Source organism: Thalassococcus sp. BH17M4-6, assembly GCF_049323015.1.
Taxonomy (GTDB): Bacteria; Pseudomonadota; Alphaproteobacteria; order Rhodobacterales; family Rhodobacteraceae; genus Puniceibacterium.
In genome coordinates this window covers 356572-376241 of record NZ_JBMPGU010000002.1, presented here as the reverse complement: position 1 = coordinate 376241, position 19670 = coordinate 356572, and the positions used below count along the sequence as shown (strand labels likewise).

General features: G+C 63.9%; 21 protein-coding genes. 12 read left to right on the top strand and 9 right to left on the bottom strand.

Annotated features, from left to right (window positions below; genetic code table 11):
- Positions 1-81: 81 nt before the first annotated feature.
- From ACOXXX_RS04290 to ACOXXX_RS04275, 4 genes are all read right to left on the bottom strand, one after another.
- Complete coding sequence (locus tag ACOXXX_RS04290; RefSeq protein ID WP_422825314.1) at positions 82-672, bottom strand: DUF6151 family protein; 591 nt, start codon at positions 670-672, stop codon at positions 82-84.
- 95 nt (positions 673-767) lie between these two features.
- Positions 768-2069 (bottom strand): pilus assembly protein TadG-related protein, encoded by a 1302-nt coding sequence (locus tag ACOXXX_RS04285; RefSeq protein ID WP_422825313.1) that lies wholly within the window; start codon positions 2067-2069, stop codon positions 768-770.
- Between the two features lie 2 nt (positions 2070-2071).
- Positions 2072-2473 (bottom strand): TadE/TadG family type IV pilus assembly protein, encoded by a 402-nt coding sequence (locus tag ACOXXX_RS04280; protein WP_422825312.1) that lies wholly within the window; start codon positions 2471-2473, stop codon positions 2072-2074.
- Positions 2474-2664: 191 nt separating this feature from the next.
- Positions 2665-4101, bottom strand: a complete 1437-nt coding sequence (locus tag ACOXXX_RS04275; RefSeq protein ID WP_422825311.1) for a Glu/Leu/Phe/Val family dehydrogenase — start codon at positions 4099-4101, stop codon at positions 2665-2667.
- A gap of 424 nt (positions 4102-4525) precedes the next feature.
- Between ACOXXX_RS04275 and ACOXXX_RS04270 the strand changes: the two genes are divergently transcribed.
- Genes ACOXXX_RS04270 through ACOXXX_RS04260 form a run of 3 tightly spaced genes read left to right on the top strand, consistent with a single transcriptional unit; the run spans position 4526 to position 7096 of the window.
- A complete protein-coding gene (locus ACOXXX_RS04270; RefSeq protein WP_422825310.1) occupies positions 4526-5851 on the top strand; it encodes a Tad domain-containing protein in 1326 nt (441 codons plus the stop codon).
- 56 nt (positions 5852-5907) lie between these two features.
- Positions 5908-6387: a TadE/TadG family type IV pilus assembly protein gene (locus ACOXXX_RS04265; protein ID WP_422825309.1), complete on the top strand. Its 480-nt coding sequence runs from the start codon at positions 5908-5910 to the stop codon at positions 6385-6387.
- Between the two features lie 10 nt (positions 6388-6397).
- On the top strand, positions 6398-7096 hold the full coding sequence (locus ACOXXX_RS04260) for a TadE/TadG family type IV pilus assembly protein (protein WP_422825308.1): 699 nt from the start codon (positions 6398-6400) through the stop codon (positions 7094-7096).
- A gap of 3 nt (positions 7097-7099) precedes the next feature.
- Here ACOXXX_RS04260 and ACOXXX_RS04255 read toward each other — a convergent pair whose 3' ends face one another.
- The 4 genes from ACOXXX_RS04255 to ACOXXX_RS04240 form a co-directional block, all read right to left on the bottom strand.
- On the bottom strand, positions 7100-7579 hold the full coding sequence (locus tag ACOXXX_RS04255) for a hypothetical protein (protein ID WP_422825307.1): 480 nt from the start codon (positions 7577-7579) through the stop codon (positions 7100-7102).
- An 84-nt stretch (positions 7580-7663) separates the two neighbouring features.
- On the bottom strand, positions 7664-8611 hold the full coding sequence (locus ACOXXX_RS04250; protein ID WP_422825306.1) for an NAD(P)-dependent oxidoreductase: 948 nt from the start codon (positions 8609-8611) through the stop codon (positions 7664-7666).
- A gap of 139 nt (positions 8612-8750) precedes the next feature.
- Entirely contained in the window at positions 8751-10250 is a 1500-nt protein-coding gene (locus ACOXXX_RS04245) for a hypothetical protein (protein WP_422825305.1), read from the bottom strand.
- Positions 10251-10403: 153 nt separating this feature from the next.
- Positions 10404-11744 carry an NAD(P)H-dependent oxidoreductase gene (locus ACOXXX_RS04240; RefSeq protein ID WP_422825304.1) on the bottom strand — a complete coding sequence of 447 codons (1341 nt, stop codon included), beginning with the start codon at positions 11742-11744 and terminating at the stop codon, positions 10404-10406.
- A gap of 179 nt (positions 11745-11923) precedes the next feature.
- On the opposite strand from ACOXXX_RS04240, the gene ACOXXX_RS04235 reads away from it, so the two are divergent.
- From ACOXXX_RS04235 to ACOXXX_RS04220, 4 genes are all read left to right on the top strand, one after another.
- Positions 11924-12775: a transketolase gene (locus tag ACOXXX_RS04235; protein ID WP_422825303.1), complete on the top strand. Its 852-nt coding sequence runs from the start codon at positions 11924-11926 to the stop codon at positions 12773-12775.
- Positions 12772-13833 carry a transketolase family protein gene (locus tag ACOXXX_RS04230; protein ID WP_422825302.1) on the top strand — a complete coding sequence of 354 codons (1062 nt, stop codon included), beginning with the start codon at positions 12772-12774 and terminating at the stop codon, positions 13831-13833. Before ACOXXX_RS04235 ends, ACOXXX_RS04230 begins: the two co-directional genes overlap by 4 nt.
- Positions 13834-13851: 18 nt before the next feature.
- Positions 13852-14607, top strand: coding sequence for an SDR family NAD(P)-dependent oxidoreductase (locus tag ACOXXX_RS04225; RefSeq protein ID WP_422825301.1), 756 nt, complete (start codon positions 13852-13854; stop codon positions 14605-14607).
- 77 nt (positions 14608-14684) lie between these two features.
- A complete protein-coding gene (locus ACOXXX_RS04220) occupies positions 14685-16121 on the top strand; it encodes an FAD-binding oxidoreductase (RefSeq protein ID WP_422825300.1) in 1437 nt (478 codons plus the stop codon).
- Positions 16122-16185: 64 nt separating this feature from the next.
- Here ACOXXX_RS04220 and ACOXXX_RS04215 read toward each other — a convergent pair whose 3' ends face one another.
- The gene (locus ACOXXX_RS04215; protein WP_422825299.1) at positions 16186-17043 is read right to left on the bottom strand and encodes a lytic transglycosylase domain-containing protein; all 858 of its coding nucleotides are present in this window, start codon (positions 17041-17043) and stop codon (positions 16186-16188) included.
- Positions 17044-17389: 346 nt separating this feature from the next.
- Between ACOXXX_RS04215 and ACOXXX_RS04210 the strand changes: the two genes are divergently transcribed.
- From ACOXXX_RS04210 to cpaB, 5 genes are all read left to right on the top strand, one after another.
- Positions 17390-17569: a Flp family type IVb pilin gene (locus ACOXXX_RS04210; protein WP_422825298.1), complete on the top strand. Its 180-nt coding sequence runs from the start codon at positions 17390-17392 to the stop codon at positions 17567-17569.
- A gap of 116 nt (positions 17570-17685) precedes the next feature.
- Positions 17686-17865 (top strand): Flp family type IVb pilin, encoded by a 180-nt coding sequence (locus tag ACOXXX_RS04205; RefSeq protein WP_422825298.1) that lies wholly within the window; start codon positions 17686-17688, stop codon positions 17863-17865.
- A gap of 114 nt (positions 17866-17979) precedes the next feature.
- Complete coding sequence (locus tag ACOXXX_RS04200) at positions 17980-18159, top strand: Flp family type IVb pilin (protein WP_422825297.1); 180 nt, start codon at positions 17980-17982, stop codon at positions 18157-18159.
- 89 nt (positions 18160-18248) lie between these two features.
- Positions 18249-18428: a Flp family type IVb pilin gene (locus ACOXXX_RS04195; RefSeq protein ID WP_422825296.1), complete on the top strand. Its 180-nt coding sequence runs from the start codon at positions 18249-18251 to the stop codon at positions 18426-18428.
- Between the two features lie 232 nt (positions 18429-18660).
- The gene (gene cpaB / locus ACOXXX_RS04190; protein WP_422825295.1) at positions 18661-19518 is read left to right on the top strand and encodes a Flp pilus assembly protein CpaB; all 858 of its coding nucleotides are present in this window, start codon (positions 18661-18663) and stop codon (positions 19516-19518) included.
- Positions 19519-19670: the final 152 nt, after the last annotated feature.

The following is a 19670-nucleotide window of genomic DNA, read 5'->3' as shown; positions in this document are numbered from 1 at the left end:
CCCTCTGTGTTACCGGTCCCACCCTAGCAACAGCGTCCGGCGGCGTCCTTGGCGGATTCCGACATCGGATGTCGGGATCGGTCATTCGGCATAGGCCGCCTTGCGCTCCTCGGCGCTCAGCACGGTGGGGGTGACGACCGGCTTGCCGTTGGCATCGAAAAACGGGGATTTGCGGGCGGTGCCGTTCAGATAGGCCGCCGCGCCGCGCTTGAGCAGCCCGCCCAGCATCCGGAGCAGCCCCTTGTCTCTGGCCGGGGCGGCGCCGCGCGGGTGCGCGGATTTGACAAAGCCCTGCGTCACCACCGGGCCAAACGGCGCCAGATCGGCAAAATTGGGCCGCCACAGGCCCGCCAGCGGTACCTTCGAGGTGCCGACGGTGTTGGCCAGCGGCGTGTCGCAACAGGCGGCGTACCAGCGGTGCAGCCCCTTTTCCGACAGGCGCTTGCAGGCGAGGTGCTCGGACCCGCTGGTGATCTCGATCCGGGCGGGCAGCACCTGCACCAACGGGCTGCCGCCGCCGGGTTCCAGCTGATCCATCCGCCCCATGTGGCGGGCAAATGCGCGGCAATCCCGACAATAGCAGACCAGGTGGCAGCCGCTGTTGGGGGTCACGTCATGCAGCACGCCGCTCAGCGCGCCACAACGGCAGGCAAAGGTCAGATCCTGTGGCATCGATGGCCCCTTCTGATCAGGCAGGTCAGGTGAGGTCGCGGTTTGGATGCCTCAAGACTGGCCGATTTCAGACGGGAAGGAAAGCGCGCAGCGGCTCAATCGACCATGCGCACCACGGTCTCGGTAAGGACATGATCGACGCCACTGGGCGGGCAGCCGTTCATCTGGACGTTGGAGGTGGTGTTGACGTTGTTCCCGGCGATCATCGAAACGCCCTTGATCCCCTGGGCCTGCGCGGCAAAGTCGATATCCTTGAGCGCGATGACCTGAGAGCCGTGCACCGCAAGCTCTGCCGCGACGCTGAAACCACCGTAGGTCAGCAGAACCGCGCCGCCACCGGGGGCGCAGTTGTCATCCAGTCCCAGGACCAGACTGGAGGGCGAGTTGAACGCCTTTTCGTCAGTGCTGGTGGAGGCGATGATGACGTCGCGCAGCTCCACCCCCTGGGCGAACTTGACCTTGCAGTTTGTGACCAGGACGAACCCTTCGTAGATGCCGCCCTCCAGCGTGATCATCTGGTTGCCCGAGCAGCCCAGCGCGGTGTGCAGCCGCGACGGCGCAAAGCTGAGCGGCGACAGCTTCTTGGCGCTGATCGTGATCGGAGCAAGGCCGGAAATCTGGCCCGGGGCGAACATATCGCCGCCGGTGAGCAGGTCGGCGACGACATCGTCCACCCGCTCCAGCAAGGTGAAGGGATACCACGCGGCGCGCAGCGCCTCGGCCAGACCCTGGTTCGAATCGAGGCCCGAGGCCGGGATGTCGAGATTGGCGAGGTCGGGCATGGAGACGACGGCGCCGTCCTCGAACAACGAGTTGTTGTTGAGGCTGACATTGTCGTTGCCGTGCATGCAGAAGTAGGAGCCGAAGACGTTGTTGCTTTGGGTGTCGACGATGTTGCGGGCCATGAAGCCGTTGAGGAAGCACGGCGGTTCCCAGAGCCGGAAGACGGCGGCGGTTTCGACGTCGAACCCGGCGTAGCCGACAGCCTGCAGCATCAGGTTGGGGACAAAATTCGCGCGTGCCTCTGTGCGGCGGGCGGTGACGCGTACGGCGCCGCGCGCGGCGTCGTCCGGGGTGAAGCTGGCGCTGGTGTCGTCCCAGGTGCCGAATTCGATGTCCGCGGCGGTGATGGCCTGACCGTGCAGCTCTTGGGGCAGGTTCAAGCGGCCGATGGCGACGGCGCGGTCGCGCGCATCTTCGGCAGGCATGGTGATGCGCGACAGCAGGGCGGCGTGCGCGACGGCATCGGTGGCCGTTTGCAGCTTTGTCTGCTTGGCCGCGCGGTTGGTGAAATCGATCGCCAGACCACCCATGATCATGGCGATCACCACGAAATAGACCGACAGGATGGTCATGCTGCCGTCTTCGCGCGACAGACGCCGGATCAGGGCACGCATGATCAGAACTCCGCCAGTTGCTGGTTGGCGACCACGACATCCTTGTCGCGGAAGATCGGGATGCTGTTGATCGGCATGAGCGCGGTCGCCGGGATCGTCAGGCGGGTCGAGATGATGCCGTCGATCAGGGTGGTGGTCACCGTGGTGCTGGCGGCCAAGGATCCCAGCGCGGTCTGCACGAAGGCTTCGGCCGCGTCGGAAGAGGACAGCCGCCCGGTGGCGAAGCTGCGGTTGGCGTCCTGAACGATGCGCAGCATTTCCGACTGGCGGTTGAACACCGACGACACGTCGATGATCAGGACAATGAACATCACGAAGACCGGCAGCCAGATCACCGCCTCGATGGTCTGTGCGCCATCTTCGTCACGGCAGAAGCAGCGGGTTCGTTTGAACGGGCTTTTCATGTTTCAACTCCTGTAGGGGCGTCACGATCGGGGGAAGCATTTGTTAGACCATTGGCCGAGATCGTGGCCGCTCCGTGGCCGAACGTGGCCAGACACGGCAAAGCCACGGCGAAACCGTGGCTTTCCCTTAGGAGTTTTCACAAAGTCCTGACGACTTTGTCTCAAGCGTAATTATGCCTGTAAGGCGCGGCTCAGAGGCCCTTGGCGCGGTAGCTTGTGGCCACCTTGTTGATCGCGACCAGATAGGCTGCGGTCCGCAGATCCTCGACATCGTCGCGGCTGTGCCAGACCTCGCGCATGGACTGGTAGGCCGCGCGCATCGTGTCATCGAGGCCCGAGCGGACCAGCTCCAGCTCGCCCGCGCCGCGCAGATACTTTTCCTTGAACCCCGGGCTCAGCTGCCAGCCCAGCCCCTTGTCGGCGCTCAGCCGCTCCAGCTCGTCGACCACAAGCTGGTGGCGGGTCTCCTCTTGCCGACGCTGCATCCGGCCAAAGCGGATGTGGCTCAGGTTCTTGACCCATTCGAAATAGGATACCGTCACGCCACCCGCGTTGGCGTACATGTCGGGGATGATCACCACCCCCTTTTCGCGCAGGATATCGTCTGCCCCGGCGGTGACCGGGCCATTTGCGGCCTCGATGATCAGGTTGGCCTTGATCCGGGCGGCATTGCTCAGGTTGATCACCCCCTCGAGCGCGGCGGGGATCAGGATGTCGCATTCCTCTTCGAGCACGGAGGCACCCTCGGCCAAGTGGTTCGCGTCGGGATAGCCGGTGACGCCGCCGTGCTTGGCGATCCAGGCCTTGACCGCTTCGACGTCGATGCCGCTTTCGTTGTGAAGCGCGCCGTCGCGTTCGATGATGCCGGTGATGACGCAGCCGTCTTCCTCCTGCAGGAACTTCGCGGCGTGATAGCCCACGTTGCCAAGCCCCTGCACGATCACCCGCTTGCCATCGAGGCTGCCCGACAGCTTTGCGATCTTCACATCCTCGGGGTGGCGGAAGAATTCCTGCAACGCGTATTGCACGCCGCGGCCCGTGGCTTCGGTCCGACCCTGGATGCCCCCGGCGTTGATCGGCTTGCCGGTGACACAGGCGGCCGAGTTGATGTCGGTGGTGTTCATGCGCCGGTATTGGTCGGCGATCCAGGCCATTTCGCGTTCGCCGGTGCCCATGTCGGGGGCGGGCACGTTCTGGCTGGGGTTGATCAGGTCGCGCTTGGCTAGCTCGTAGGCAAAGCGGCGGGTGATCAGCTCAAGCTCGTGTTCGTCGTATTCGCGCGGGTCGATGCACAGACCGCCCTTGGATCCGCCGAACGGCGCCTCGACCAGCGCGCATTTGTAAGTCATCAGCGCCGCCAGCGCCTCGACCTCGTCCTGGTTCACCGCCATGGCATATCGGATGCCGCCCTTGACCGGCTCCATATGTTCGGAATGCACCGATCGGTAGCCGGTAAAGGTCTGGATCTGCCCGCGCAGGCGCACGCCGAAACGCACCGTGTAGGTGGCGTTGCAGACCCTGATCTTTTCCTCCAGCCCGGGGCTGAGGTCCATCAGCGCCACAGCTCGGTTGAACATCAGATCGACGCTTTCGCGGAAACTTGGTTCGTTGGCAGGGGTGCTGGACATGGGGGGCTCCTGTTGTTTTCTCACCGACTCGGATGATCAATATCTGTGCACTCAGCGTATGACGTGCAGGCAAAGAATGGCCACGGATTTTTTGACCTATTTGTCAGACCCCAAATCCACCGGTTCGCGGCCATTGTTGCGGGCGGTGAAACAGACCGTCGCCGAACCCGCTAATATCCTAAAATTCAAAGACAATCCTTAATTAATTTGATCTGATTTGCCCAATTTTGGCCACTTTGGCCGGTCATAAGCTGGCTATCAAACTGTGCGTTGGGGGACGCATTCCTGAAACGTTCAGGAGGAAGGTAACGGGATGTCAAATATCAAACCTGCGCTGAATGTCAGGCCGGATCCCAGGGGTTGCGTGTGTGAAACGCTGCCCAGGAAACGGCTTGCGCGCTTTCTAAAGAGTGAATCCGGTGCCATGTCCGAAATGGGCATCGTGTGCTCATTGCTGCTCATGGCCTTTGCAGGCATCGGTGTCGATCTCATCGGCAACGAGCTCAAACGCACCAAGCTGCAAAACACGCTCGACCGGGCCGTTCTGGCCGCGGCTGACCTGGAACAGATACTCGATCCGACCCTGGTCGTGAACGACTACATGGACAAGATGGACCTGGGCGATGCGCTTGCATCGGTGTCGGTGCAGACGGGCTTGAATTACAAGACCGTTTCCGGCGACGCGCACGTCGTGTCGTCGGCGAACTTCATGAAGGCGCTCGGGGTCGAAAACCTTCAGGCCAACGCCACCGCCGCGGCCGAGGAAAAGATCGCCAAGGTCGAGATTTCCATGGTCCTCGATATTTCGGGTTCCATGGCCGACAACAACAAGCTCAGGAATATGCGCAACGCCTCCAACACCTTCATCGACACGGTGCTGGGCGAGAAAACGCAGGATCTGATCTCGATCTCGCTGGTGCCCTATTCCGAGCACGTGAACGCGGGGCCGCTGATCACCAACGAAATGCGGGTGAACTGGCGCCATGGCTATTCGCACTGTCTGGAGTTCCCGAACTCCGAGTTCAGCTCGACCGCGCTGGATCTGGACATGACCTATGAACAGATGCAGCACTTCCAGTGGAACTATTTCGGCAACAACGACCGCGACGACACCGTCTGCCCGCGTTTTGCATACGAGCGGATCACCCCGTTCAGCCAGGATGCAAGCGCGCTCAAGGCTCAGGTTGCCCAGCTTCAGCCGCGCGCCGGGACCTCGATCTTTCTGGGGATGAAGTGGGGCACCGCCCTGCTGGATCCGTCGACCCGCGGCATCGCGACCGCGCTGCAGGGGTCGGGCAACATGGACGGCGCCTTTGCCGGACGGCCCGCGGAATTCGACGATGTCGAAACGCTCAAGACCGTGGTCCTGATGACCGACGGCCAGCACGACAGGTCGTTCCGCATCCAGGACTGGGCCTACAATTCGGCCAGCGAGGTGTCGCACTGGGACCGCTACAACCTTTGGTACTACCTCGTGCGGGAAGTGTCCTCGCGGAACCGGGGCTATTTCTACCAGCAGAAGTACAACGCCCAGACCGGTGACGCGCTGCTTGACGATATCTGCGATGCCGCCAAGGCAAATGGCATCGTGATCTGGTCCATCGGCTTCGAGGTCACCGACCACGGCGCGAGCGTGATGGCCAACTGTGCCTCGTCGCCCTCGCACTTCTTCCGGGTGCAGGGGTCCGAGATCCAGGATGCCTTCTACTCCATCGCCCGTGCCATCAACCAGTTGAGGCTGACCCAATGACCTATCGTTTGCTAAAAGAAATCCGTCGCTTCCGCGATGAAGAAGATGGCGCCTTCATGCTCGTCCCCTTCGCTCTGTGGGTGACACTGTTCCTCGGGCTTGTCATCTCGGGCATGGAAATGGGCACGGTGACGCTGCGGGCGACGGTTCTGGAACGCGCCCTTGACCAGACCGTCCGGGAAATCCGGCTGGGCACCGGCACCATCTACGATCACGGGTCGATCAAGACCAAGATCTGCGACAACGCCGGCATCCTGCCCAACTGTTCGGAGAACCTGCGCCTCGAGATGGTCAAGCTTGACCTGCGCAACTGGCAGGAGCCGCCGGATGCCGTGGACTGCGTCGACCACTCCGAACCGGTCGCCCCGGTTGTGACCTTCGAATACGGCCGCGACAACGAACTGATGTTCCTGCGCGCCTGCTTCAAGTTCAAGCCGTTCTCGCCGACGACCGGTTTGGGCCAAGCCCTGACCACGGACAGCGAAGGCTACACTGCCATCACCTCAACCTCTGCATTCGTGCAGGAACCGAGCTAAGGAGAGGGACATGTTGACACAACTCAAATCCCGCCTGCGTCGCTTTGGCAAAGACACCGACGGTTATGTGACGATCGAAGCGATGATCATCCTGCCCGGGCTGATCTGGCTCTTTGCGGCATCCTGGGTCTACTTCGATGTGTTTCGCGAACAGTCGATCAACCAGAAGGCCAACTACACGATCGGCGACATGCTGAGCCGTGAGACCGATCCAATCACCGACGAATACATCGACAACGCCTACAAATTGTTGCTGAACCTCAACAAGTCTGAGGCCGCGAAGACCGATTTGCGGATCACCGTGGTGCGCTACAACGCCAAGAACCGCAAGTACCAGGTCGTCTGGTCAGCCGCTCGCGGGGTCCCCGAGCCGCTTGCCAACAACTCGATGCGCCACTACGAGGACCGTCTGCCGATCATGGCGAACAACGATCAGGTGATCGTGGTGGAAACCTGGGATGACTATCTGCCCGACTTCCGCGGCGTGGGTCTGGATGCCTTTGACATCACGACCTATTCCTTCACCCGTCCGCGCTTTGCCCCGCAGATCTTGTATTCGAGCGTCAAAGACGAAAACAACGGCTGGGGAAATGGCGATCAGACCGCACCTGGCGGATCGCTCTGCAACAACGAAGCCGAGAATGCCACCGACTGCGAAAACGCCGACGGCGAAGAGAACGTGGAACCCAGCCAGGACAAGGGTGCCTGATCGTCAGTCCGCCTGACGCTCGGCCACCATCGCGGCGATCATATCCGCCACAGGTTTGGTCGCCGCCCCGGATGTGACGCCGCCGATGGCCACCATCCGCCCGGTACGCCACCAAAGACCCGGCCGCCAGCATCGCGCTTGCGGCCGGTTCGTTTTCAGGGTGAACCCGTTCGACGGCTTCATCGCAAAGGCCCCGCGGCTGACGCTTTCGACATCGGCGATCCGGGCCAGGACCATGCCGCTGGTATCGCGCAGTTCGGTTTCCGTCAGCTCAAGCGACGCCGCCGTCGCCTGCCACATGAAGCTGGCCAACCACAGCGCCCCCGCCCCCATCGCGATCAGAAAGAGTTGCCAGATCAGCGCGGGCGGCGCGGCAAAGGCCATGTAGATCAGCAGCGCCCCCAGAAAGGTCAGCGCGCTGACCCCGATCACCCGCCGCGGCGCCGAGGCCGTGATGGTTGCAATAACCTGGTCGTCTGTCATGTCGCGCCCTTTTCCGATATCTGCGGCCTCGTGCATAGCCGCAGCGCAGCGGATCGGAAACCGCCTTTCGTCGCGCCCCCGCGATCAGCCGCGGGTCGGATGCACCTCGTATCCCCGTTCTTCGGGTTCGTCGTCCACCAGTTCGGCCGGAAAGCCGTCGGCGCGCACCGACAGGCCGGTCGCCTCTTCCAGCCGTTCGATGATGCGGTCGGACTGCGCGCGGGTGCCATAGCGGCGCTGGCCGTCGCGCATGATCTCGATCACCAGGGGCGACAGTTCGAGCGGCACCCCCGCCGCGTCGGCAAGTCCCTGAAAAAGCCCGATGTCCTTGAGGATCAGGTCCATGGTGAAATCGACATCGCGCGACCCCGACAGGATCAGCTGGCTTTCGGTTTCATGCACGAAGGACGTGCCCGAGGATATCTTGATCGCCTCGTAGGTTGTGGCCATGTCCAGCCCCTGCGCCTGCATCGTGACCAGCGCCTCGCACAGGGTCAGCAGATTCGCGGTGGCCAGATAGTTTGTCATCACCTTGAGCTTTGAGGCCGTACCGACCGCGCCGGTGTGCAGCACCCGCCGCCCCAGCAGCGTGAGCAGCGGCAGCACCCGGTCAAAGGCGGCGCGGTCGCAGCCCGCGAAGATCGAAATGTTGCCGGTCGCCGCGCGGTGACACCCGCCCGAGACCGGGCATTCGATCGCCAGCGCGCCGGTTGCGGCGACCCGCGCCGCCTGTTCGACGATCTGGTCGGGGTCGGTCGTCGACATCTCCATCCAGATCTTCCCTGGACCCATCTGCGGCAAAAGCTCTGTCAGCACTGCCTCGGACGCCGCGGGGCTGGGTAGGCTGGTGATCACCACGTCGCAGGTCTGCATCATCGCCGCGGGGCTTTCCGCCGCCTGCGCCCCGCGCGCGACGAAATCCGCCACCGGCGCAGGATCGAGGTCGAAGACATGCAAGGCGATGCCGTTGCGCAGCAGACTGCCTGCCAGCTTGGCGCCGACCGCACCCAATCCGATGAATCCAACCTGCATGTTCGCCGCCCCTTTTCATACGAATGCCCGCAGGCTGGCGCGCGGGCGGCACCGGTGTCCGTTCCGAAAACGACGCTTTGCGCAAAAAGGCGGGCGCACGGCATGTCCGCGCGCCCGCAGTCAGGGACCAGGGTCGTCCCTACTGGGCGTAAAAGCCCAGAAAGCTGAAATCGGTCTTGTTGCCCGCTGTGTCGGTGCCGATGTCATGGCAGATGATGCAGGACCCCGACGCGTTCTTGTTGGGCGCGCCGGTAGACGGGTCGATCACCGGGTCGTTCTGCAGGTAGGTTTCCAGGGTGGAGTTCACCAGGTAGATCGGCGCCGGGAAGGGCTTGAGCGGATCGGGATATTCCACCACCTGCGCCTGCGCCCATTGCGCGCCGATCAACTGGTAGTTCGCCCACGGGCTACCCTCCAGCGCGGTCTGAAACACGTCATCGACGTTGCGCGCGCTTTCGTACACGTCCCAGCAGCGGGTCACCTGCGTGCCATACTGGCCGTCGCTCAGCGCCGACTTGGCATAGGGCGGCTTGGACTGCCAGATCACCTCGCCCACGATGGCGGGTTCCTGGTTGGGCGCGCAAGCGTTGCCGCCGCTGGTGCAATCGGGGTTGAAAAACGCCCAGTCGGACCCGGCATTGTCAGGCACCGGGCAGGACGCCACGGGATCGTTGCCCGACACGGTGGAATTCCGGTTGCTCTGGCTCACCGGCGCATCGGCCGCGTTGGGTGCGTTCTTCACGTGTTCGAAGGTGCCCCAGACCCAGAAGTTGGAGAAGTCCTCGGGCGTTGTGATCTTTTGCATGATGTGCATGCCGACAAGGCCGAATGTCACGTCAAGGCACAGCGGATCGCCGGTGGCGCTGTTCTTGCCCTCCACATGCACGACGCCCGGCACGGTGTAATACCCCATCGGGTTGCTGGGGTCGGTGACGATCCGCCAAGAGGTCTTGATCTCCATCGCGCCGGGGATCGGCGTACCGTCCTGGACCACGCCGCGCGGCAGGTCCCAGCCGTCGGGATGTGAGGCCTTGAACGCCTCTTGTCCGGACTTGGTGGTCAGGCCGTTGTCGGTCAGGTATTTCGCCTCGGTCTCGTTCAGACGGATATCATAAAGAACATAGTTGCCATCCACGTCGATCAGCGGCGAACTGGTGAAAGGTTCGGTAAAGCTTGAGCTTTCGATCCCCGAATCCGTCATTTTCGAGGTTTCGCCCAGCGCCAGCCGTCCGCCGTTGCAACCGCCCGGCACTTGCGGGCCCGCGCCAAAGACGTCGGCGATGCCGGGGTAGGATTCCCAGACGCGCGGCGCGTCAAGGGTGAGTTCGTCGGTGATCGAGCCGCTGGGGTTGCCCGACCCGTCCGACGGCCAGTTGAGCGCCACGAACATCTGCCAGGCGAAATAGTCGAAGTTCTGCTGCTGCACCGTGGTTGTGTCCGGCGATTCGACGTCGGTGTTGGGGGAATAGCCGTTCACGACCGTCAGCCCGGTCAGATCGACCGGCAGATCCGGGCAAAGTTCGCCGCTTTGGGTGTAGCACAGCCCGTCCTGCGGATAGCCCTGCGCGTCCTGCGCCTCAAGACAGGCGGTACTTGCCAGAGTTGCGGCGGCAGCGCCGAACAAAATCATGCGGGTCATGGAAAACTCCTGCTGGAAATCAGATGCGGAAATGCACCTATAAGTAGAGCCATGTCCGCGGATATCGCAACAGAAAACTGCCCCGTCCGACGGTCGTCATGCGTTTTGTCCCGCAGCGTGAACAGCGCGCGCGACGCCGCTGCCGGGCCCGCCCTATTCGGACAGCATCGCCTTTTGCGCCTCGCGCATCTCAAAGATATCAAGGTCTTCCGTGACTTCGACATCCGCCAGCGTCACCACCTGATCCCGTTTCACCGAAGTCTTCAGCCGGATGTGATGCGCCAGCCCGATGGGCAGCGCGTCCATCGCCGCCGCATCCGCTGCCGGGATCGCCTTGGCCCAGACCTTAAAGCCGCCTTCGCCATCCAGCATGTCACCGGCGGCGAAATCGCCCTTGGCGGTGGCCACCGCATCGGCGCGGTAACGGGTCGAGGCGCCTGTCGCCTCCCCCCGCAGCACGGCGGACAGGACCGACACGCTGGTTTCCAGCCCGATCAGGTGAAACGGCCGCCACATCGACCCATACCAGCCCGACGGATCGGTCAGCAGGCCGTATTGCTGGAAACAGTCGCGGGTATAGGCGTTGGGGGCGCGAAAGGTCACGAACATCCCGTACTGGATGTTGTTGAGCACCACCCGCCCGTCGGGTTCGCGGCTGGCGGCGATGTCGACAAGACCCGTCCGTTCAAGCTGGCCGCCTTCGTCGCGGGGGCGGAACACGGTTGCCAGATCCTGCAGGCCCGCGGGATGAAAGGCCAGACCGTCGCCGGGACAGTCGAGCCCGGTGGCATTGGCCACCGCCGCCATTTCGATCGCGGCCTTGGTGCCGTCGGTGAAGGAGTTGTACATTTTCGGATTGAAGTCGCCCGAAGCCACCTGTTCGGGCGTGAAATCGAAATAATCCCAGACCGTATCGGGGGTGGAGTAGCGGTAGCCCGGGCAGAAGTTCATGCCCTTGCCCGCCGCCACCAGCTCGAACCCGCAGCTGTTGACCCAGTCCACCAGTTCGCACATCGCCGCCGGCTGATCGCCGTAAGCCATGGAATAGACCACGCCCTGCTTTTGCGCCCGCGCCGCCAGCAGCGGCCCACACAGCACATCCGCCTCGACATTGACCATGATCACGTGCTTGCCCGCATCGATGGCCGCCGACGCGTGGCGCAGCCCAGCCAGCGGATGGCCCGTCGCCTCGATGATGCATTCGATGCCGTCATGAGCGAAGAGCGCCGCGGCATCGTCAGTCACGAAAGTCGTTCCGTCGTCAAAGGCGGTTTGCAGCGACGTCGCGGCATGGCGTTCCTCTGCCCAGCCCACGCGGTTCAGCGCCGCGCGCGCCTTTGCGGGGTCCAGATCGGCGATGCCCACCACGTGATAGCCCGCGATATGCTGCGCCTGCGCCAGGATCATCGACCCGAACTTGCCCGCCCCGATCAGGCCGATCCGGACAGGTCTGCCCGCGTCGGCGCGGGCGGCAAGCAAGGCTGCAAGGTTCATGGCGGTCACTCCGGCTGCAATGGGTCGCGACCAACCTAGGGGACGCCGGGCTTTGGCACCAATCGCTTTCGCGCCTTGAAGATTAAGCAAATCTAACAACGACTTTAAGTTTTCGTCATTGTCATGCTCGGTTGCCCGTGCTGATTTTGGCCTTTCACGACACATGCGGAGGGATGCGCGTGCCAACGGGATCAGAGGGATCGCTGTCCAATGTCAGCCTTGCGCGCCGGGCCTGGCAGATCAGGCGCCACGCGCTGCGCATGGGCGAGGTACAGGGCCAGGGTTACATCGGTCAGGCGCTTGGCGTCGCAGACGTGCTGGCGGTGTCCTATTTTCACGCGCTCAACCACCGCCCCGACCAGCCCGACTGGGACGGGCGCGACCGGTTCTATCTTTCCATCGGACACTACGCCATCGCCCTATACGCCGCCCTGATCGAGGCCGGCATCCTGCCCGAGGACGAGATCGAGACCTACGGGATGGACGACAGCCGCATGCCGATGTCGGGCATGGCCGCCTATACCCCGGGGATGGAAATCACCGGCGGATCGCTTGGCCATGGCCTTGGTATCGCGGTCGGGGCGGCGCTGGGGCTCAAGCGCAAGGGCAACCCCGCCTTCGTCTACAACATGCTGTCCGATGGTGAACTGGGCGAAGGCTCAACCTGGGAGGCGGTGATGTCCGCCGTGCAATGGAAGCTCGACAACCTCATCGCCATCGTGGATTTCAACAACCAGCAGGCCGATGGTCCGACCCGGGCGGCGCTGGCGCAGGTGCCCGAGGCCGCCAAGTGGCAGGCCTTCGGCTGGTATGCGCAAGAGGTTGACGGCAATGACCTCGACGCCGTGGTCGCCGCCTTTGACGCGGCCCGCGCACTTACCGATTCAAGGCCCCGGGTGATCATCTGCAACACCAAGATGTGCAAGGGCATCCCGTTTCTGGAAGAGCGCGAGATCACGCACTTCATCCGGGTGGAGCCGGATGAGTGGCAAAAGGCGCTGGCGATACTGGACGAGGAGATGCCGCAATGACCCAGACGCCCGAGGCCCCGGTCGGTGCGCAGTCGCGCCGAAAATCGAAATTCACCCCGCGCGCCCGGCCCGGCGGTGACCGTGTCGCCACCTCAGCGATGATCGCGTCGCTCGATGCCGAAGGCCGCGCGACGGTGGACGCGCCCTTTGGCCATGCGCTTTGCGATCTGGCAAAAAACCGCGAGGATATCGTCGGGCTGACCGCGGACCTGTCGAAATACACCGACCTGCATGTCTTTGCCAAGGCGTACCCTGACCGCTTCTACCAGATGGGCATGGCCGAACAGGTGATGCTGTCCGCCGCCGCCGGGATGGCGCGCGAAGGGTTCACGCCCTTCGCAACGACCTATGCGGTCTTCGCCTCGCGCCGCGCCTATGATTTCATCTGCATGGCGATTGCCGAGGAACATCTTCCTGTCAAGATCGTCTGCGCCCTGCCCGGCCTGACCACGGGATACGGCCCCAGCCATCAGGCGACCGAGGATCTGGCGATCTTTCGCGGACTGCCGAACCTGACTATCGTCGATCCCTGCGATGCCACCGACATCACCCAGGCCACCGCCGCCATCGCCGATCATCCCGGCCCGGTCTACATGCGGCTTTTGCGTGGCAAGGTGGCGAATGTGCTGGGCGAATATGACTACCGTTTCGAACTGGGCAAGGCCAAGTTGCTGCACGACGGATCGGACGTGCTTTTCATCTCGACCGGGTTGATGACCATGCGGGCGCTCGACGCCGCCAAGCGGCTGCGCGCCGATGGCGTGGAGTGCGCCGTGCTGCACTGCCCGACGATCAAGCCGCTGGATCTGGACACCATCCGGGCCGAAGCGGCGCGCAAGGGTCGGCTGGTCGTGACGGCGGAAAATCACAGCGTCGTCGGCGGGCTGGGCGAGGCTGTCGCGGCGGGCCTGATGCGTGCGGGTGTGCACGTGCCGTTCCGACAGATCGGCCTGCCGGACGAATTCCTGGACGCGGGCGCCCTGCCCACCCTGCACGATCAATACGGCCTGTCGGTCGATGCCGTCACCGCGCAGGTCAAGACCTGGCTGGATGGCTGAACAAGGGACACAACGACGATGAAACTTCTCGACGGCAAGACCGCGATGATCACAGGTGCCGCCAGCCCGCGCGGGCTGGGCAAGGCCACGGCACAGCTTTTCGCGCAGCACGGCGCGCGGGTGGCGATCCTGGACCTGCAGGCGCATGACGCGATCGACGCGGCGAAAGACCTGCCCGGCGACGGGCACATGGGGCTGGCCTGCGACGTCACCGACCTGCAGCAATGCCGCGATGCCGTGCAGGTAATAGAGGAACTCTTTGGACGCATCGACGTGCTGGTGAACAACGCGGGCATCACCCAGCCGCTCAAATTGATGGACATCGCGCCGGACAACTACGACGCCGTGCTCGACGTGAACCTGCGCGGCACGCTTTACATGAGCCAGGCGGTGATTCCGCTGATGCGCGCCGCAAAGGCCGGGGCCATCGTCAACATGTCCTCGGTGTCGGCCCAGCGCGGCGGCGGCATCTTCGGCGGGCCGCATTATTCGGCGGCCAAGGCGGGTATTCTGGGCCTGACCAAGGCGATGGCCCGCGAACTGGCCCCCGACGGGGTGCGCGCCAATGCGATCTGCCCGGGCTTTATCGCCACGGACATCACCGCGGGCAAGCTGACCGACGAAATGCGCGCGCAGGTCCTCGCGGGCATTCCCATGGGCCGCGCCGGTGAGGCGTCGGATGTGGCGGGTTGCGCGCTGTTCCTGGCGTCGGAGCTTTCCGCCTATGTCACCGGGTCCGAGGTCGATGTGAACGGCGGGTCGCTCATTCACTGATCGGCAGGCGTGGGCCCTTTGGTTCCGCCCCGAACTGCGCTAGGTCCCGGAGGCGATAGCTTGATCCGGAGAGTGTCATGCCCCTGTCCCCCGCCGACGACGCCTTTGCCCAAGGTCTCGCCGCCGCCCTGCCCGACGGCACCCTGCGCCGGGCCGAACCACGATACCTGGAAGAACCGCGCGGGCGTTGGCAGGGGGCCCAAGGCTGGGTCGCCGCGCCGCGCAGCACGCAGGAGGTGGCGCAGATCGTCAAAGCCTGCGCCGCCGCCTGCGTCGGGATCGTGCCTTATGGCGGCGGCACCGGCCTGGTGGGCGGGCAGATCGCGCCACAGGGGGACGGTCAGCCGCTGATCCTGTCGCTGGAACGGATGACCGCGATTCGCGCGGTTTATCCGGACGAAAATGTGCTCATCGCCGAAGCGGGCGCGGTGCTGGCCGATGTGCAGGTGGCAGCGGCCGAGGCGGACCGGCTGTTCCCGCTGTCGCTGGCGAGCGAGGGGTCGGCGCGGATCGGCGGATTGCTCGCGACCAATGCCGGGGGCGTCAACGTGCTGCGCTACGGCAATGCGCGCGACCTGTGTCTGGGATTGGAGGCTGTGTTGCCCGACGGGCAGATCTGGCACGGCACCAAGCGGCTGCGCAAGGACAACACCGGCTATGACCTGCGCCACCTGCTGATCGGCGCCGAAGGCACGCTGGGGCTGATCACCGCCGCCAGCCTGCGCCTGTCGCCCATTCCCGCAGGCAGCGGCACGGCGCTGATGGTGGTCGAGAGCCCCGCCGCGGCGCTGAAACTGCTGTCCGTGGCGCGGGGCCAGCTTGGCGAAGGCGTGTCGGCGTTCGAGCTTATCCATCGCCAGGGCCTGGACTTTCTGGCCGAGATGCTGCCCGAGGTCCGCCAGCCCTTCGACGCCCCGCCCGAATGGATGGTGCTGGTCGAGGTCGGGCTGGCGCAGGGGCTCGACCCCGCCGGGGCGCTGGAGCGGCTGTTCGAGGCGGGGCTGGAGGCGGGATTGGTGCAGGACGGGCTGATCGCGCAGAGCGCGGCGCAGCGCGATGACTTCTGGGCGGTGCGCGAACAGATCCCGGAAGCGAACCGGAGGATCGGAGCGGTGTCGAGCCAGGACATCTCGCTCCCCCTCGGGGCGGTGCCGGAGTTCATCGCACGCGGGGATGCCGTGATTGCCGAGATCGGCCAATTCCGGATCAACTGCTTCGGCCATCTGGGCGACGGCAACCTGCATTACAACATCTTTCCCGAACCGGGCCGGTCGCGTGCGGATCACGAAAACCAGCGCGAGGCGGTCAAGCGCGCGCTGCATGACCTGGTGCACGAGATGGGCGGTTCGGTGAGCGCCGAACACGGGATCGGGCGGCTCAAGGTCGGGGATCTGGGGCGCTATGGCGATCCCGCGAAGCTGAGCGCGATGCGCGCGATCAAGGCGGCGCTGGACCCTTTGGGCATCATGAACCCTGGTGCGGTCGTGCCACCGGCCACGGAGCAATCGCCCTGACGGGCGATGCGAGAGACGCTGTCTCTCGCGCTCTCTGGAGTTTCGGCCAAGAAGAAGGGGCGGGTCAGCGTTTCGAGACGCGGAAGACGCAGCCGTCCGAGATCAGTTGCGGCGGGGTCAGACAAAGGCCTTTTGCAGTGTCGAAGGCCGCGAGCACCTTGGGCACGTAGTCGCGGGTTTCGGCGTAATCCGGCACGCCGCCCGCGGGAGCGATGGCGTTTTCGCCCGCATTGTACCCGGCCAGCACGAGGATCGGGTCGCCGTCGAACTTCTCCATCAGGAAATCCAGGAAGGCGACGCCGCCCTTGATGTTCTGCGCGGGGTTGAGGCTGTCGGTGACGCCGAAACGTTCCGCCGTGGCGGGCATCAGCTGCATCAGGCCCTGCGCGCCAGCTTTGCTGACCGCGTCGACGCGGCCACCGGATTCCACCGCCATGACCGACAGCACGAAGGCCGGGGAGACGCGCGTGCCGATGGTGGCCTTGAGAATCTCGATCCCTTGCGCGGCGGCGATGTCCTGCAGGTGCTGGAGGCGCGGGGCCGCGACGGTCTTGCCCTGCGGCGGGTTCTTCAGGCTGACCAGCGCCGGTTCCAGACGGCCCGGCCCGGTCGCGTCGAGCCGGGGCGACACCGCCTGCCAGAACCAGTCATAGCTGCCCGCCCCCCTGGCCCGGCCCGGCGTGGCCTTGGCCGTATCGGTGCCCCCCGGCGTGGCGGGGCGTTTTGCGGGCGTGTCGGGCAAGGGCGGCACGGCCGGGTTGGCGCGCGGCGCGATCTGCACGGTGATGCGTTTCTTGGTGCCTGGTTGGGGCACCTTGATGCGCTTGGCCGAGATTTCGGCCAGCACCAACGGCGCATCGGCCTTTGCGCCCTGACAGGCGAGCGCGGCCAGAAGGGCCGCCAAAAGCGGTAGATGGTGCATCGGGGACCTGCTGCCTCATTCTTGTTTTGACGCAGTCTGGCACAAAGAAGGCATTTGACCAAGATCGTGGCGGCGATCGAAACGCAAACTGTGCCAAATCGGGCGCGCAGATCCCAAACGGCGGGAAAAGCCGTTGGTGTACTGTTTTTATTTCCCTAAAATTCAACACCTTAATCAAAAACTTTGGAATTCACACTTAAATCTCAGAATCCGAACAATGCAGCCAAAATGCTGCCCCAATCCGAGGGCTATATCGCTGCATGCCGAGCGGGACAGGGTGTGTGAGAGACATCCTGAGCACACCCGGACGGTACGATCAGAGCAAACATACCTACGGAGAGAACCCATGCTTAACTTCATCAAGAACTTCCGCCGCGACGAAGACGGTGCCGTGACTGTCGACTGGGTCGTGCTGACCGCTGCCGTCGTTGGTCTGGCCATCGCGGCCTATTCGACCATCGAAACCAACGCGACCACCCTGATCACCGCCGCCGGTGGTGCCGTGGCTGCCGAGAACGACTTCTAAGACCACTTTCGCGGGCAACCGCATTTCAGGGGACCGGCCCTGGCCCGAAAGGTCTGACGGGTCGGTCCTCTTCTTCAACAGCAACAGCCCGTCCCGGGCAACATCGGAGAGACCCCATGCTTAACTTCATCAAGAACTTCCGCCGCGACGAAGACGGTGCCGTGACTGTCGACTGGGTCGTGCTGACCGCTGCCGTCGTTGGTCTGGCCATCGCGGCCTATTCGACCATCGAAACCAACGCGACCACGCTGATCACCGCTGCCGGTGGTGCCGTGGCTGCCGAGAACGACTTCTAAGAAGGCGCTCTCTGAGACCGAGTAATCGACCCCGCCGCGGCCCGTCACTTGTGATCGGGCGCGGTTTACCCGGCGACCTGAAACGCCCTTGACGGGGCAAACTGGAGAATTCCAATGCTGAACTTCATCAAGACCTTCCGCAAGGACGAAGACGGCGCCGTGACTGTTGACTGGGTCGTTCTGACCGCTGCTGTCGTGGGTCTGGCCATCGCGGCCTATTCGGTCATCGAAACCAACGCGACCACCCTGATCACCGCCGCTGGTGGTGCCGTGGCCGCTGAAAACGACTTCTGATCCGAACCAGGATCACAGATCACTCCGGGTGGCGTCACGGCGCCGCCCGGGTTCAGGCTCCCCTCCAATCCTGCTGAAGGATCCCTCAGATGCTGAAATTCTTCGATACGTTCCGCAAAGACGAAGACGGTGCCGTTTCGGTCGACTGGATCGTGATCACCGCCGCCGTCGTCGGTATGTCTGCAGTTGCCTTTTTCACCGTGGAAGATGCCTCTTTCGCATTGATGGACGCCGCTGGTGGCGCTGTCGCGGCTGAAAACGACTTCTGATCGCTCGCACATCTCTGTCAAAGGCCGCGCCCAGAACGGGCCCGGCCCTTTTTTCGTTTTAGGGCCGCACAGTTCTGGCCGCCGTAGCCTGGCCACCGTCCACCCTGCCCAAGAAGCACCCCGCCCATGGCCCGCTTTTGACACATTCGGGTGCGATACCCCGGTGTGATCGCGCAAAGACCCGCCGCAGCCGGGTCACGCGCACAGAGGCATCTACGCGAGAGGATACATCATGCGACTGGTATTTGGACTTGTGCTTGTGGCCGGTCTGGGATTGGCCGGTTTCGCCGTCTATATGGCACAGAACTATATCGGCGCCTATCAAAGCGCGCTGGAACAGGAACGCGCCAAGTCGGTGCAGTCGGTTCCGACCGTGCAGATTTACGTCGCAGAACGCGCAATCGGCTATGGCGAGCCGATCACGGAAGAGGACGTGCGGCTGGCGCACTGGACCAAATCCACCCTGCCCGAAGTCTACTTCGACGAGGAAAACCCGTTGCTGGTGCCGGGCGACGCCCCGCGCATCGCGGTGCGCGCCATCGACAAGAACGAAGCCATCGCCGGCACCAAGGTCAGCGAACCGGGCGGCGACGCGGGCCTGACCTCGCGGCTGGATCGTGGCCAGCGGGCGTTCGCGATCAAGGTCGACGTGGCCTCGGGCGTGTCGGGCTTCCTGCGCCCCGGTGACCGTGTGGATATCTACTGGACCGGGCGCATCCCCGGCAACGATCCGAACCTGCCGCAGGGCGACGTGACCAAACTGATCCAGACCGGTGTGCAGCTGATCGCCATCGACCAGGAGGCGAATGCCGACGGGTCGGATGTGAACATCGCGCAGACCGTGACCGTGGCGGCCAGCCCGCAGGTGGTGGCGTCCCTGGCGCAGGCGCAATCGACGGGCCGTCTGTCGCTGTCGCTGATGGCCGCGAACGACGACACCGTCGCTGAAGCCATCGAGGTCGACCAGCGGTCGCTGCTGGGGATCACCAAGAAGGAACAGAAGGCCGAAGCCAAGGCGCTCGAGGTGTGCACCATCCGCACCCGCCGTGGCGCCGAGGTCCTGGAAATCCCGATCCCCTGCACAAACTGACGCAAAATCAATCGCTTGATATCAAGGGGCGCCCGGTCGGCGCCCCTTGTGATTCTCGCAACCTGGCCCCCTGTTGCCACTTATCCACATAAGTTTCCGTAGCGAAGTCATTGATTCTTGCAAAAAAACCGAAACTGACGCAGTCTCTTTCG

Excerpts from the sequence above, each read along its gene's own strand:
- ACOXXX_RS04290 (WP_422825314.1), bottom strand. The coding sequence starts at position 672 with ATGCCACAGGATCTGACCTTTGCCTGCCGTTGTGGCGCGCTGAGCGGC.
- ACOXXX_RS04285 (WP_422825313.1), bottom strand. The coding sequence starts at position 2,069 with ATGCGTGCCCTGATCCGGCGTCTGTCGCGCGAAGACGGCAGCATGACC.
- ACOXXX_RS04280 (WP_422825312.1), bottom strand. The coding sequence starts at position 2,473 with ATGAAAAGCCCGTTCAAACGAACCCGCTGCTTCTGCCGTGACGAAGAT.
- ACOXXX_RS04275 (WP_422825311.1), bottom strand. The coding sequence starts at position 4,101 with ATGTCCAGCACCCCTGCCAACGAACCAAGTTTCCGCGAAAGCGTCGAT.
- ACOXXX_RS04270 (WP_422825310.1), top strand. The coding sequence starts at position 4,526 with ATGTCCGAAATGGGCATCGTGTGCTCATTGCTGCTCATGGCCTTTGCA.
- ACOXXX_RS04265 (WP_422825309.1), top strand. The coding sequence starts at position 5,908 with ATGCTCGTCCCCTTCGCTCTGTGGGTGACACTGTTCCTCGGGCTTGTC.
- ACOXXX_RS04260 (WP_422825308.1), top strand. The coding sequence starts at position 6,398 with ATGTTGACACAACTCAAATCCCGCCTGCGTCGCTTTGGCAAAGACACC.
- ACOXXX_RS04255 (WP_422825307.1), bottom strand. The coding sequence starts at position 7,579 with ATGACAGACGACCAGGTTATTGCAACCATCACGGCCTCGGCGCCGCGG.
- ACOXXX_RS04250 (WP_422825306.1), bottom strand. The coding sequence starts at position 8,611 with ATGCAGGTTGGATTCATCGGATTGGGTGCGGTCGGCGCCAAGCTGGCA.
- ACOXXX_RS04245 (WP_422825305.1), bottom strand. The coding sequence starts at position 10,250 with ATGACCCGCATGATTTTGTTCGGCGCTGCCGCCGCAACTCTGGCAAGT.
- ACOXXX_RS04240 (WP_422825304.1), bottom strand. The coding sequence starts at position 11,744 with ATGAACCTTGCAGCCTTGCTTGCCGCCCGCGCCGACGCGGGCAGACCT.
- ACOXXX_RS04230 (WP_422825302.1), top strand. The coding sequence starts at position 12,772 with ATGACCCAGACGCCCGAGGCCCCGGTCGGTGCGCAGTCGCGCCGAAAA.
- ACOXXX_RS04225 (WP_422825301.1), top strand. The coding sequence starts at position 13,852 with ATGAAACTTCTCGACGGCAAGACCGCGATGATCACAGGTGCCGCCAGC.
- ACOXXX_RS04220 (WP_422825300.1), top strand. The coding sequence starts at position 14,685 with ATGCCCCTGTCCCCCGCCGACGACGCCTTTGCCCAAGGTCTCGCCGCC.
- ACOXXX_RS04215 (WP_422825299.1), bottom strand. The coding sequence starts at position 17,043 with ATGCACCATCTACCGCTTTTGGCGGCCCTTCTGGCCGCGCTCGCCTGT.
- ACOXXX_RS04210 (WP_422825298.1), top strand. The coding sequence starts at position 17,390 with ATGCTTAACTTCATCAAGAACTTCCGCCGCGACGAAGACGGTGCCGTG.
- ACOXXX_RS04205 (WP_422825298.1), top strand. The coding sequence starts at position 17,686 with ATGCTTAACTTCATCAAGAACTTCCGCCGCGACGAAGACGGTGCCGTG.
- ACOXXX_RS04200 (WP_422825297.1), top strand. The coding sequence starts at position 17,980 with ATGCTGAACTTCATCAAGACCTTCCGCAAGGACGAAGACGGCGCCGTG.
- ACOXXX_RS04195 (WP_422825296.1), top strand. The coding sequence starts at position 18,249 with ATGCTGAAATTCTTCGATACGTTCCGCAAAGACGAAGACGGTGCCGTT.
- cpaB (WP_422825295.1), top strand. The coding sequence starts at position 18,661 with ATGCGACTGGTATTTGGACTTGTGCTTGTGGCCGGTCTGGGATTGGCC.